12 protein-coding genes are annotated in these 12,688 nt (G+C 33.5%); 10 read left to right on the forward strand and 2 right to left on the reverse strand.

The features are described 5' to 3' along the window. The first annotated feature begins 331 nt into the window (after nucleotides 1-331). Nucleotides 332-1,750 carry a MobV family relaxase gene (mobV, locus tag ACFX4R_RS29085; RefSeq protein ID WP_377571670.1) on the forward strand — a complete coding sequence of 473 codons (1,419 nt, stop codon included), beginning with the start codon at nucleotides 332-334 and terminating at the stop codon, nucleotides 1,748-1,750. A 729-nt stretch (nucleotides 1,751-2,479) separates the two neighbouring features. Then, entirely contained in the window at nucleotides 2,480-2,647 is a 168-nt protein-coding gene (locus ACFX4R_RS29090) for a Spo0E family sporulation regulatory protein-aspartic acid phosphatase (protein WP_377571672.1), read from the forward strand. A 527-nt stretch (nucleotides 2,648-3,174) separates the two neighbouring features. On the opposite strand, the gene ACFX4R_RS29095 is transcribed toward ACFX4R_RS29090, so the two are convergent. Next, the gene (locus ACFX4R_RS29095; protein WP_377571674.1) at nucleotides 3,175-4,179 is read right to left on the reverse strand and encodes a DUF3231 family protein; all 1,005 of its coding nucleotides are present in this window, start codon (nucleotides 4,177-4,179) and stop codon (nucleotides 3,175-3,177) included. 239 nt (nucleotides 4,180-4,418) lie between these two features. Between ACFX4R_RS29095 and ACFX4R_RS29100 the strand changes: the two genes are divergently transcribed. Further along, complete coding sequence (locus ACFX4R_RS29100; RefSeq protein ID WP_377571676.1) at nucleotides 4,419-5,204, forward strand: cupin domain-containing protein; 786 nt, start codon at nucleotides 4,419-4,421, stop codon at nucleotides 5,202-5,204. A 132-nt stretch (nucleotides 5,205-5,336) separates the two neighbouring features. On the opposite strand, the gene ACFX4R_RS29105 is transcribed toward ACFX4R_RS29100, so the two are convergent. Then, nucleotides 5,337-5,798, reverse strand: coding sequence for a replication/maintenance protein RepL (locus tag ACFX4R_RS29105; RefSeq protein ID WP_061860493.1), 462 nt, complete (start codon nucleotides 5,796-5,798; stop codon nucleotides 5,337-5,339). A 561-nt stretch (nucleotides 5,799-6,359) separates the two neighbouring features. Here ACFX4R_RS29105 and ACFX4R_RS29110 point away from each other — a divergent pair. The 7 genes from ACFX4R_RS29110 to ACFX4R_RS29140 all read left to right on the forward strand — a co-directional run bounded on the left by ACFX4R_RS29110 (nucleotide 6,360) and on the right by ACFX4R_RS29140 (nucleotide 12,544). Further along, complete coding sequence (locus tag ACFX4R_RS29110; protein WP_322552150.1) at nucleotides 6,360-6,908, forward strand: hypothetical protein; 549 nt, start codon at nucleotides 6,360-6,362, stop codon at nucleotides 6,906-6,908. A 323-nt stretch (nucleotides 6,909-7,231) separates the two neighbouring features. Next, the gene (locus tag ACFX4R_RS29115; protein ID WP_377571687.1) at nucleotides 7,232-7,753 is read left to right on the forward strand and encodes a ferritin; all 522 of its coding nucleotides are present in this window, start codon (nucleotides 7,232-7,234) and stop codon (nucleotides 7,751-7,753) included. A 527-nt stretch (nucleotides 7,754-8,280) separates the two neighbouring features. Further along, nucleotides 8,281-8,793, forward strand: coding sequence for a hypothetical protein (locus ACFX4R_RS29120; protein ID WP_377571679.1), 513 nt, complete (start codon nucleotides 8,281-8,283; stop codon nucleotides 8,791-8,793). Nucleotides 8,794-9,028: 235 nt separating this feature from the next. Next, nucleotides 9,029-9,607: a MarR family transcriptional regulator gene (locus tag ACFX4R_RS29125; RefSeq protein WP_377571681.1), complete on the forward strand. Its 579-nt coding sequence runs from the start codon at nucleotides 9,029-9,031 to the stop codon at nucleotides 9,605-9,607. 590 nt (nucleotides 9,608-10,197) lie between these two features. Continuing rightward, the gene (locus tag ACFX4R_RS29130) at nucleotides 10,198-10,737 is read left to right on the forward strand and encodes a DUF3967 domain-containing protein (protein WP_377571683.1); all 540 of its coding nucleotides are present in this window, start codon (nucleotides 10,198-10,200) and stop codon (nucleotides 10,735-10,737) included. A gap of 177 nt (nucleotides 10,738-10,914) precedes the next feature. Further along, nucleotides 10,915-11,331 carry an NAD(+)--rifampin ADP-ribosyltransferase gene (gene arr / locus ACFX4R_RS29135; RefSeq protein ID WP_377571685.1) on the forward strand — a complete coding sequence of 139 codons (417 nt, stop codon included), beginning with the start codon at nucleotides 10,915-10,917 and terminating at the stop codon, nucleotides 11,329-11,331. Between the two features lie 202 nt (nucleotides 11,332-11,533). After that, complete coding sequence (locus tag ACFX4R_RS29140) at nucleotides 11,534-12,544, forward strand: DUF3231 family protein (RefSeq protein ID WP_308334763.1); 1,011 nt, start codon at nucleotides 11,534-11,536, stop codon at nucleotides 12,542-12,544. Nucleotides 12,545-12,688 lie beyond the last annotated feature (144 nt).

The raw sequence follows: 12,688 nt of genomic DNA on the forward strand, positions 1-12,688 counted from the left end.
CTCAAACAAACGCGTTTGTTTGACGCCAACCGGCGAGGGAGCCCCCTCAAAAAAGTGAGGGGGTTGGGGGAGTTTTTGAATGGGGTTAAGGGGAAGAGTTCCCCTTACAGGTGGTGGACGGCGTCCACGGTCTTAAAGAAAAACGGCATCCGTTGAGGATGTCGTTTTTCTTTTTGGCGGAGCCAAACAAAGGGAGGAATTCCGACCGCCAACCTCGTAGAGCGCGCTCCCAATTTGACCGAAGGTGAAAAATTGGTGTAGTGCGTTACACCAAATCTAAAGTTGTGGTATGCTAGACCCAAGTACAGTGGTCGAAATGGGGGATAGAGGGATGGCCAAATATGGGATTATCCGCATGAAAAAGTTCCACAAAGACGCAATATTGGGGATCCAGAAACACAACCAACGTGAAGGCGAGAACAGTAAAAATAAAGACATCGATTCAAGTAGAACGATGCTCAACTATGATTTTGTGAATGAAGATAAAATTAAGTACCACGAAGAAATTAAGAAGATGACGGCCACCCGTGTGAAACGAAAAATTCGGAATGATGCTGTCCTGGTGGCAGAATTTTTTGTATCGGCCAGTCCGGAGTATATGCATGCGATGTCGTCAGACGAGCAGCGCAAATATTTTGAAGCATCACTTGACCATATAGCCGGCAAGTATGGCCAGCAGAACATTTTATATGCGGTGGTACATAACGATGAAGCAACCCCACACATGCACGTGGGTTTTGTGCCAATTACGGATGATCGGCGTTTGGCAGCGAAAGAGTACTTTCATGGGAAAACGAAGATACGTAGAATCCAAGATGATTTTCACAACTACATGAACAAACGTGGCTATGACATTGAGCGTGGGGAGCCGAGCGAGCTGCAGCATAAAAGTGTTCATGAGTTTAAAAAACAAGAACGCGAAAAAGAGCTAAAGCATCTGCAACAACTAGTGGCTCACAAGGAAAAAGAGCTTCAACAGATGGACAATTTAGTGGAGTTGAAATCAGCACCACCCGTTGAGATACGTAGCGAGAGACGGATTGAAGAGTTATGTAGCCAACCGATTGAAGTAGAGGCGGCCAAGAGTGTGATGGGTTCCAAAGTGAAAGTGGAAGAAGTAGATTTTCATGAGCTTATGAGTCTCACAAAAGAGCTGCAGCAAACATTGGCGGCCGAGCATGAGCGCACGCATGCTTTGAGTCATGAGGTGGATCGCTATGAGAAAGAGAATAAGGCATTAAAGCATGATTTGAGTGAGACAAGGCAAGAATTAGAGATATATGTGGCGGATCAAGATGGCCAAGTAGAAAAAGCCAAGAAACAAATGCGGAAGAGGCTTGTCCATGATTTTTCAGCTGAACAGAAGGAAAATATGAAAGATGAGGTTAAAAGAGAACTAGATACGCAATATAAAGCTCATATAAGCTCTCTCAGCGATGATTTAATGATTGAGAAGCAGAAACATGAAAAAACAAAAAAAGAGCTTGTGCAGGCAAATAAACTGAATGACAGTTTAACAGAAATGAACATTGATTATATAGCGAATTATGTTCCAAAAGAAGAGCTTGATAAAGCGAATCAAGAGGTTAATGAATTACGCAAAGAAAATAAGACATTAAAAGCCTGGAAGGAAAAAGCATTGAATTGGATTGATAAGCATGTTGAAAGGATAAAACAGGTTTCGTTCTTTCAACATGTTGGTGAGATTCAAAAACGTAACAAAAGGCAAGATCAAGAAATGGAAAGATAATATAAATAATCTAGCTAAGAACAGTAAGTATAAGAGCAATTTGAGTCATCAGTATCTCTTTTAAATTAGAATCAGTACAGGTCGAGTGTTGCTTTAGTAAAAATAATAACTCTCTGTTGAATAAAAAAAGTTCGTCTCTAGTCAACATAAGATTTCTCCTCCTTTTTTAAGAGTATTTATGAGCATAAAAAAGCTACCTTATCTCTATGGGCATTTGCTTTACATAGAAATAAGATAGCTTTTTCACAGGGTTCACACGTATAAAGAAATAACGGAAAGATAACTGCAAATTAATAGTATCATCTTTTTTCCATAAAGACTATATTTTTCCTGATTGAGGTTGGAAAAGTACTAGATAAGTAATAGAAAGCTCATAATGAGGAATTAGAAGATGAAAAAAGAGCATAAAAAAAGCTATTTCAATCGTATTGGCATTGGAGAGAAATAGCTTTTTTTATATTACATTGTTACATTCAAGAGTGTTCTGGTTCGTCATGGATATCTTTATATGTGAAGTATATCACAAACTTTTTTGGTTGTGAAGATGAAAATAAAAATTTGTATGACAAGTTTGTATTTTAGAATAAAATTCCGTTGTATAAGGACATTTGTATACTGTAAAATATTTGTATGAACACAAAAAGATAAAATAAATACAAGGTGGGTTGCTTTTAGAATGATCAACTTTGTATTCGTTTTGCTATTAAAAGCAAATGGGTGAGGGGAATATTGGAGTCTCATAAAGTGATCTTAAAAGAAGCTTTAACAGTAGAGATTGAAAAAGAGAGAAAATGTTTGTTTGAAACGGCATTTAAAGAGGGGTTTACAAGTAACAACACGGTAGAGATTAGTCAATTCATTGATGAGATGTTAAATGAATTAGAAAAGATTAAATAGAGCTATTAAAAACAAAAAAAGCAACCTCGGCATTGGCCAATGAACGAGGTTGCTTTTTTTGTAAGGGTTTGTTCATACGTATCCGAAGTATGAAACATCTATAGATTACCATGTTCTGTAATTAGAGGATATTTTTAATATGTTGTTATATATAAAAAATAAAAAAGGAACCTAGCCAGTGGATGCGAGGTTCCTCAAAAATAGGGTTACGTTGAAATTTGTAAAAAATAGTCTGACTTTTAATATATCATATTTGTATACAAAATCAATTATCTGAAACGTTCTGCATATGTATAAAAGGTGCGCTTTTTATACATTTTTCTGCTACTTAAGCCTTGGATAATCAGCGTTATATCAAGGATGTATAAAAAGCTGCATAAACGAGAAACAAGGACCTCATCAGAACCCTTTTCCCAATAGGGGTTCTCTTTTTTGATGTCTTCCGGAAAGAGTGATTATGTTAACTAACTTTGTATACGATATACAGCTTAAAAAGAGAAAACATCCACCTGTATGGATGTTTTTTCTCATTTCTCTTTTGCAATTTCTTTTCTGTTAGGAGCAAGTGGTGGTTGTTCCAACCATTTATTTTTCACCATAATGTGAAACCATTTTTTTGTTACCATTAGATTTTTGAGAATGATGCCTTCATAAGTTGTTACAAGGTCTGTTCGCATGGCTGATGCTAAACCTGCTCCGTGATAGGCTTGTGCTGCTTGGAATAAGAAACCAATATGATACATCATTAACTTATCAGAAAAAGGGGAGTCTGTTGAAGTTGTTACTTCTGTCTCCCATGATTTAGGAACTGGTAAATTATCTGCGTGCATTATTGTTGAAAAGGATTGTATTTGATTATCAGCTGTTTTCTCCGAATCTTCTAAAAATTTTCTTACTTCTTTTGATTGAGCGACCTGACTAAATCCAATAGAAAGAGTTTTAGCCATAATGCTTTTTTTAAGGTTGAAAGAAATACTTATGATTTCTATTGCCGTTAAACGTCTGCCTTTTCCGAAAAACCCATCCGTAAAATCCTGGCTAGAAATATATTCAGGGTTCGTAGCAGGATAAAAGTAAGGGTCCCTCTGAAAATCCCCTTTTTCAAGTAATAATTCAATCGTTTGATGATACATCCTTTTTGCATCATTATCACATGAATCGTAGAAGTGGCGTAAGTCTTCTCTGACAGAAACACCTAATGAGGTTGTATGTCCTAGCAAGCCATGTAACGTCATGATATGTAAATAATTCAAGCAGAATATATCAGTGAATAATTTTTTGGTACCTTTATTGAGGTCAGACTCAGTAAATCCAATTGGAACTGGAAACCCTTCGTTTTCTATAAAAGCTACGATTTGTTTCTTTTCCTTCGCAAAGGTATTGATAGCATCCTCAAAAATGGCCTTTATTGACTCATCCTCAATAATAGAGAACATATATTGATTTACTACATCTGTCATTGTTCCGTTTACATACTCCCCCCATAGTGTTCCTATTTCGGAAGATGTAAGCTTTAACTTATTCTTATCCAAATGATCACCTCGTGGATAATATTTACTAATTTATTAATAGATATGAATTTTTTCTTAATAAAAAAAGGTTTTTAGCATGTAATTTCCGATAATGGTGATTATGTTAACTAAGATTGTATAGAGTATTCATTATTTCTTTGGGTTAGGTTAATTGCCTATTATTATCCATGTGACATACCTTTAATTAGGCAACTGCATAGGATGAAAAGGTAAAATAAAACCATAAGAGGAGAATGAGTATGCATCATAGATCATCCTATCACCATCAATGGCATTATCCGATGTATTACAATTGGAATCCAAATTGCTATAATTGGAATAATAATTATTCGAACAAGGGAGATTTTTATTACAAAAACGGCAAATTGAAAGATTACGGGCCAAAGCCATTTGTCGTTAATATCAATGAAGCAACGAAGCAAAATAATACGTATCGTACTGCTTTATGGACTGGAACGCATTTGCAAGTTACTTTAATGAGTCTCAATGTTGGTGAAGATATCGGTTTGGAAATGCATTCTGACGTTGATCAATTCTTACGTATTGAACAAGGTCAGGGAATTGTTCAAATGGGCAAGAGTAAAAATAATTTAAACTTTAAAAGAAATGTCTATGATGATTCTGCAATATTGATACCTGCTGGAACGTGGCATAATCTAACCAATACCGGTAATACTCCTCTAAAACTTTACTCGATATATGCTCCTCCTAATCATCCATTTGGCACTGTTCATGTTACTAAAGAAGATGCATTGGCTGCGGAAGAAGCCCACAACCATAGCAACGGAAATACATTGATTTCTGGCAAGACTCCGGATGAATGGGTACGGTACACAAAATTTCTGGTAACTGAAGGGCTAGAGGATGTTAAAAGAGGAATAAATGCTACACACATTCTTCAAGAATTTATTCTAATGGGAGTTCTTGTTGGGAAAGGGTATTCTCCTGAAAAAGCATATGAAACAGTAGAAGAATGGGAACGTACAGGGAAATCTAAACTTCTTCAGCAAAGCAAAAATATGTAGAGAGGATCTTCTTTTAGAAGATCCTTTTTCAGTACCGATAATACATTTTATGTTAACTAAAAGTAAACATATATGTGCAGCTGTAGAAAACATCGTGTTCATTCTTTTGAACACGATGTTTTAATGATTTTTTCAATTTGTATCTTTTAATCGCATGACTTTACCGTCTGCACTTAGTTCTACTTCGTATCTAATTTTAGAGATGTCTTTCCATTCACCTCTTCCAAAGAATTGAGGGTTTAATAAGAAAACGCCTGTTTCTTTTTTTATTAGAATATTCTTTTTGGTTAACTGATTAACTGCATTAGTTACTGATTGTTGTTTAATGCCTAAATTTTCAGCTACAATTCGTTTATATCCTGAATTAATGATGATAAATTGTCCTTTATTTGCATAAGTTACGCCTTTAATAAGCTCGTATAATACCTTACTTATCCATCCTTGTATTTCTGCTAATACAACAATGTTGTCTAGATATACTTTTATATAATCGGGCTCTTTTCCATAGTTAAAAGAAACACTCGTCGTTTCTTCCGTTATTTCTCCGTTCATATCAACTACTTTTGTTGTTTCAACTTTTGATATCTTAGCCACATTACCCACCTCTATCATTTTTTACCATTTACTATATTTTTATCTTAACTCATATTCAAGTTATTATCAACTCCTTATTGAAGTTAAAAATAACTCTTTTATAGTGTTAATTTTAACTCTTGATTTTTTTGAAAAAACAACTCTTTAAAACAGTTTATTTTAACTCCTATATGAGTTAAAAATAACCCGTATAGGAGTTAAAATAAACTTATATATGAGTTAAAAACAACTTTTAAAAAAGTCTTATAAACCTTGATATATAAAGGTTTATAGCAATATATGAAAATCTTTTCTCTTCTTTTATTTTTATTATGTACTTTGTTTTACAAGTTTTAAAAAAAGAAAATTTCTATTCAAAAAGCCTTAAAACTAATCGTTTTAAGGCTTTTTGCTTCTTATAAGAGACATTATGTTAACTACACTTGTATATTCTATACAACATAAAAACGGAAAAACTACTGCTCCTGTACAGTAGTTTTCCTAGTCGTTGAAATATAGATGTTTTGTTGATAATACTCTATTGCATCTTGGGTAGTTTGCTCACTATATAAGAAAATATTCATGTTGGGCAAGTTACATACTACTAGTCCATACTATTTTCTTACGTTTTGGACAATCCTGTTAAAAGGTAATCTTAGTGAGAGGAGAAGAGAGAAAATATTAGTAAATATTATTATGGGATTTATTGTACCTTGGATTTTTGGTTTCATATTATACAGGAAAGAACCTATAATCGTTCTTTTAATTGCACCGGTAGGAATGACAGTAGCTTTTATACTAAATGATTGGGGAAGTAATTACTTTTGGCAATTCAAACCGACTTTTAGAGATCTAAGTTTATCAGCACTCCCTTTAAATATTGGTTTCTATCCTGTCTTATCTTCTTTTTTAATTTACTTTAAGATAAAAAAGAAGATTAATACGATTATCCTTTTACTTTGTTTTACTCTCTTTACTACAGGTTTCGAAGGTATAGGTTTAGTCTTAGGAAAAGTAGAGTATTTTAATGGATGGAATATTCCGGGAACTTTTATTAGTTATTTAATAGCCTATTTTATTATTTATGGCTATTATCGAAGTTTAGTAAAGCATCATATTCTAAAGAATTAAGCTTTTCTTTATAAATATAAAGGCTTCATACTTATTTGAAGCCTTTTTTTGTTTTATTTCCGAGAATTTTGATTATGTTAACTAAGGATGTATGCTATATACATCTATAAAACAGAACAACCTACTGTACAGTAGGTTGTTCTGTTTGGAATAACGAATATGGTTTTGTAGTGGTAGATGCCTCACGGCGTCTTGGGTAGTTTGCTCAAGATGTTGTAGTTTATTCGTAACAAGTGTTTTAAAACAAGTTTATGTATGTCTAACCGTAAATTTGAATAATATGACAGTGGATTTAATTTGAAATAGTAGGGGGAATAATAATGATTAATGAACAAGTTCAAAAATTAGTAAATAATTTAATTCAAATTGAACACGTGTCATCAACTCTATATTTAGCTATGTCAAACTATATGAATAAATTGAATTACAGAGGTATGGGTACCTGGCTTAGATTACAATCAGAAGAAGAAAGAACCCATATGTTAAAACTTATCGATTACCTAGTTGATCGTGGGGGAACTGTTGAATTAAGTTCTTTACCAGCACAACCAAGTGAATATGGAACACCCTTAGAAACATTTCAAAAAGTCTTAGAACATGAAAAATTTGTAACTAATTCTTATCGTCAAGCATATGAGTATATTAGCCAAGCAAATGATCAGCAAACGTTGATTATTATACAAGAATTCTTAAAAGAACAAGTGGATGAAGAGGCTCAGTCACAAACAATTGTTGATCGCTTACGACTTGCTCAAAACAATGTTGCTGCCATCCTTATTTTAGATCAAGAATTAGGTAAAAGAAAGCCAGCTGGACCTACTGGAGGAGCAGTCGCAGGGGCTTAGAGGTTCTCTTTAAATAAAAGTGTTAATTAATTTAGGCAGTAATAATCCTGTTAGAGGATCAGTGAAACCAGACTAGAAGTTTTGTGTTTTAAATTTTATATTTATTAGTTGATTGAGAAGGTGGATAAATGAATCATCCTCATTTACTTATGGATAATAGTAATTTTTCAAGAGTTGGAATACATCATGGGTATTATGGATATCCACCAAATGTTTATAATGCTATACAAAGATTAATAAACCAATATATGCATCAAATTGAACATGGTACACCACACTATGTTCATGTTTACTACATCGATCCTGGTCTTATTCATTACTATCTTCATTAATAATTAAGAAATTAAGTTTTATGTATATTCTATTATATCGATAGAGAAATCCGATGGAATTCATTGATTCTATGGGGTTTCTTTTTGCTTCCTGAAATCTGTTTTATGTTAACAAGTGAGAGAAGCTATAGCAGGAAATATTACTTTGCATTTGAATACTAGTACTGTAATTCTAAAACAGAAGTGGAGGCTAGTATGATGCTAGTAAAAAAGATGTTAAATGGAATTATGATGAAAGAAATTACAATTAAAGAATTAGCTGATCAGTATAATGTAAGTACTCGTACCATTCAATTAAGGATTAAGAAACTAGGGTATGAATGGGACAGTAAGCAAAGTATTTATCGTTATGTTGGGGAAGAGCCAGAACCTTTAGAAGTTGATTTCAATACCCTTATTTCTAAAAATAGTAAAGTGCCAGCAGAACAAAAGCAAACTACTAGTGAAATAGCAGCTAGTATTAGTCACGTGAATGAAAGTGAAAGTAATAGCGCTAGCTTTCCAAAAGCTAGTACGAATGCTAGCAAAGTAGATGCAATTGATATCTTGCTTCAGAATTCAAAGGACCGTTCTAAAAGAGTGTATAGAGGTTTTTACTTTGATGACGATGTCTTAAGTATTATTGATCAAGTTCCTAAGAGTTATAAATCTGAATTAGTAAACGAAGCTTTAAGAAAAGTCTTTAAAGAAAAAGGATTACTAGATTAAAAAACTCACCTACATATAAGGTGAGTTTTCTTGGTTATTTGACAAATAGGGTTTGCAAAAATGTAGGATTTGGTAGAAAATTAGACATAAGAAAAAGCCCTCAAGTTTTCGACGACTCCGAGGACTTTTTCTAAAAAATATTAAGAAGGGATTAACCTTCAACTACATAACTTTATAAATGTATTCTAACACAATAAGGTTAGTTCCTTCCACTACTAAATGGAGGAATTTTAAAATGCAAAAAGCATTACAAGAAGCCGAAAAAAAAGCTAGATTACGAGAAATTGAAAACGGTAAAGTTCTAACTGAAGAAGAATTAAATTATGCAAATGAACTTCAAGCCAAAGCTAATTCAAAGGGAATGAAATTGGTTCCGGAAAGAAAAATTAAGAATAAAGTGAGGTTTGTACAGTTGATTCAAGAAAATATTTTATATTTAAGAGATATAAAATACTTAACTACTGCAGAGAAAAACTTTTTAATGGATCTAGTTCCTAATGTTGAATTTTCTTCTAACTGTATAGTTAATGATTCTAGACAAGTTAATTCACTTCCTGTTACTCAAAGTGACCTTGCAGAGATATTAGGAAAAAAGAAACAAAATATAAATCCGATCATAAAAGGGTTAATCGATAAAGGTATTTTAGCGAGATCAGAAAGTGGAATAGAAGATAATAACGTCAGAGCATATGCTTTGTTTATTAATCCTCACATCATGTTTTCTGGAGATAAAGACAATGTAAATGGAACACTAAAAGCTATGTTTAGAAAAACACCTAAAGAATTAAAAAATCTACCTGTTAAATTATTTTAAGAACCTGTAATAGGGTTCTTTTTTTTGTTGTTTTCGTAGTAATGAAAAATCATTACCAAAGTAATGATTTTTCATTACTACGGAATTAGACTAAAATCCTTTAGTATCAAGTGTTAGAGCTACCTTTAAAAAGTCATCTCTTCTCACTCTATATTAAATAGCAATTCGCTGATAGAATTGCAAGGGTCTTTTTATATTTTTTTCGTTAGAAAAAAGAAACTGAATTGGCTATTTGAAATACAAGGTTCGAGTAGTATTTTTTAAAAAAAGCACTTAAAAAATCTCCACTCTTTTCTCCTTGCATTTCAAATTTCGGCAGGGTTGGTTATATCGCCAAGCCGAACATACCCAAAACGAAGTTAAAGATGCTCGGCTTGCGACGGCCATTATACCTGCCGAACCGCCAGAGCAACTGTCCAAAATTCTACTCTTTTTCATAATGTATCTACACTATTTAAAAGCCAGCCTCACACCCCAAAACGAAGGCGGCCACGTGATTCTAAAATATAAGTCTAAATCATCTTTTAAAAGGAACTTTTCTTTTATATATCGAATGACATATCATAGGACATAGCAGGAGGTTGTGTGATATGTCAGGTGACACAAGGAAGCAGCAAAAGGTTTATACAGCAAGGGAAGTCGCTACCCTTTTAGCGATACAGAACACTACTGTTCGTAAGTATTCTCAGCTGCTTGAAAAAGCAGGGTACCATATCCATAAAAATGAGTTGGGCCACAGAGGTTTTTTTGACAAGGATGTAATGATTTTACGTAAGATTAGAGAGTTGATAAAGCACCCTGATATGTCACTAGATCAGGCTATAAATGCAGTAATATCAACGGTTGGCGAAGACGATGTGTCAGACCGTGACACAGAGGAATTAGTGACATATCAGGGGACACAACAGTATGAGCAGTTACTAAAACAATTTGAAGATTTTAAAGAAGAGCAAATGAAATTTAACCAAGAATTATTGAAGCAAATTCAACAAAGAGATGAATACATTTCAAAAAGATTAGATAGTAGGGATCGTGAACTTTTAGATGCCGTTAGAGGAATGCAAGAAACTCAAAAACTTATTGCTGCCAGTGAAGAAAAGAAAAAGAAGTGGTGGGAATTTTGGAAATAAAAAAAGACTGCCAGCTAGCTGGCAGTCTTTTTTTATTTAAATGAGTTGTTTCCGATAACATCGTAATCTCTACTTTAATTATAACCCTATTTGAAAATTATTTATAGACTGTTTTTCCACTCATGTCCGCCCTTATACTGTTATACGCAAGTCAAAAAGTATAAAGGGTGTGGCTATATGAATGAGAAGAAAAATGTCTTAGATCCTGGTCCGTTTTTTCATGGTACTAAAGCAGAACTGAAAATTGGGGATCTGCTTGAACCGTTGTACTTATCTAATTACCAGGATAAAAAATCTAACCATATCTATTTTACTGGAACATTAAACGCTGCTAAATGGGGTGCTGAATTAGCAAGATCTAATTCAAAAGAGAGAATTTATATTGTAGAACCATTAGGCGATTTTGAAAATGATCCGAATTTAACTGACAAGAAGTTTCCTGGAAACCCCACACGTTCTTATAGATCTAAATCTCCTTTGAAAATAGTAGCTGAATTATGTTCATGGGAAAGACATTCCGATGAAGAAATAGATCATATGCTTACATCTTTAAAAAAGTTAAGTGAAGAAGGAAAAAATGTAATATACGATTGATTGATTCTTATATTATTAAAACCTCAATCAAATGAATGCCAGATTAACAATGGAGGCCGTCCTATAAACTTGATATATAGTGGACGGCTTTTGTTATTCATATGATGGTTATCTATATACATAAATACGAAAGTTTGGGATTTAAAGAATATATATTATTTAAATGATAAACCTAAGGAAAAATAGGCTTAGGAGATTATAAATGGAACCAAGAAAATCAAATCTCAATGAAAAGTTGATATCTGCAGAATTAGGAAAGCTTTGGGCAACCTATATGGGCAATAGCATGTCTACATGTATTCTAAGCTACTTTCTTAAACATGTTGAAGACCAAGATATAAAAAAATTATTGGAAAATGCTCTAAACTTAAGTAAAGAATTTCAGAAAATCATAAAAGGTATTTTCATAAAAGAGAACTTTCCTATCCCTCATGGTTTTACAAAAGAAGATGTTAATCTTGACGCTCCAAGATTATTTGAAGATGAATTCTATGTACATTATTTAAAGTATGTATCTAAAGTAGGCCTTAGTCTTTATAGTGTAGGACTTCCCTTAATATATAGAGAAGATGTAAGAGATTTTTCCCTTTATTGTATGGAATCAACTGTAAAATTGGGGGAACATATCAAAGATATTTCAATGAATAAAGGGTTAGCTATTAAATCGCCTATTATTCCAACACCACAAAAAGTAAATATAGCACACAAAAATTATCTAAAAGGTTTTATTGGAGATGTTAGGCCCTTACATGCATTGGAAATTGCTCATTTATACGATAATTTAGAGACTAACCTGGCAAGTAAGGCTTTAGTAATGGCGTTTAGTCAAGTTACAAAAACGAAGAAGGTTAGAGAATTATTTGTAAAAGGAGAAGAACTCACTGATAAAATAATTGAAGGTTTTATACAAAAACTTCATCAGGATAATTTGCCTTCTCCCTCATTAATTGATCATTTAGTAACAACTTCAACAACTTCTCCTTTTTCCGATAAATTAATGGTATTTCATAAAATGGACATGTTTTCGATGAGAGTACGAAACTTTGGAAACTCAATGGCTGTAAACGGAAGACGCGACTTAGCGCTACTATATGCAAAGTCTTTAAAGGATATATCAGATTTTGTTCATGATGCAGCTGATATCATGATAGAAAACGAGTGGATGGAAACTCCACCTGAAGCTGCGGATAGAGAAGATTTAGCTTCAGAGTAGGAACTACGCAATTGTCAATGGTAAGCGGACCGTAGGGAGCATTAAGGAATTGACAATTTCTCCAAACCCAAGACCCTCTTGGCACTCAAACAAACGCGTTTGTTTGACGCCAACCGGCGAGGGAGCCCCCTCAAAAAAGTGAGG

This window comes from Priestia sp. YIM B13490, assembly GCF_042787735.1.
Lineage (GTDB): Bacteria > Bacillota > Bacilli > Bacillales > Bacillaceae_H > Priestia > Priestia megaterium.

What these genes read in the sequence shown, in the direction of transcription:
- arr (WP_377571685.1), top strand. Translation starts at nt 10,915, where the DNA reads ATGAATGAGAAGAAAAATGTCTTAGATCCTGGTCCGTTTTTTCATGGT.
- ACFX4R_RS29130 (WP_377571683.1), top strand. Translation starts at nt 10,198, where the DNA reads ATGTCAGGTGACACAAGGAAGCAGCAAAAGGTTTATACAGCAAGGGAA.
- mobV (WP_377571670.1), top strand. Translation starts at nt 332, where the DNA reads ATGGCCAAATATGGGATTATCCGCATGAAAAAGTTCCACAAAGACGCA.
- ACFX4R_RS29140 (WP_308334763.1), top strand. Translation starts at nt 11,534, where the DNA reads ATGGAACCAAGAAAATCAAATCTCAATGAAAAGTTGATATCTGCAGAA.
- ACFX4R_RS29110 (WP_322552150.1), top strand. Translation starts at nt 6,360, where the DNA reads ATGTTGGGCAAGTTACATACTACTAGTCCATACTATTTTCTTACGTTT.
- ACFX4R_RS29120 (WP_377571679.1), top strand. Translation starts at nt 8,281, where the DNA reads ATGATGCTAGTAAAAAAGATGTTAAATGGAATTATGATGAAAGAAATT.
- ACFX4R_RS29125 (WP_377571681.1), top strand. Translation starts at nt 9,029, where the DNA reads ATGCAAAAAGCATTACAAGAAGCCGAAAAAAAAGCTAGATTACGAGAA.
- ACFX4R_RS29100 (WP_377571676.1), top strand. Translation starts at nt 4,419, where the DNA reads ATGCATCATAGATCATCCTATCACCATCAATGGCATTATCCGATGTAT.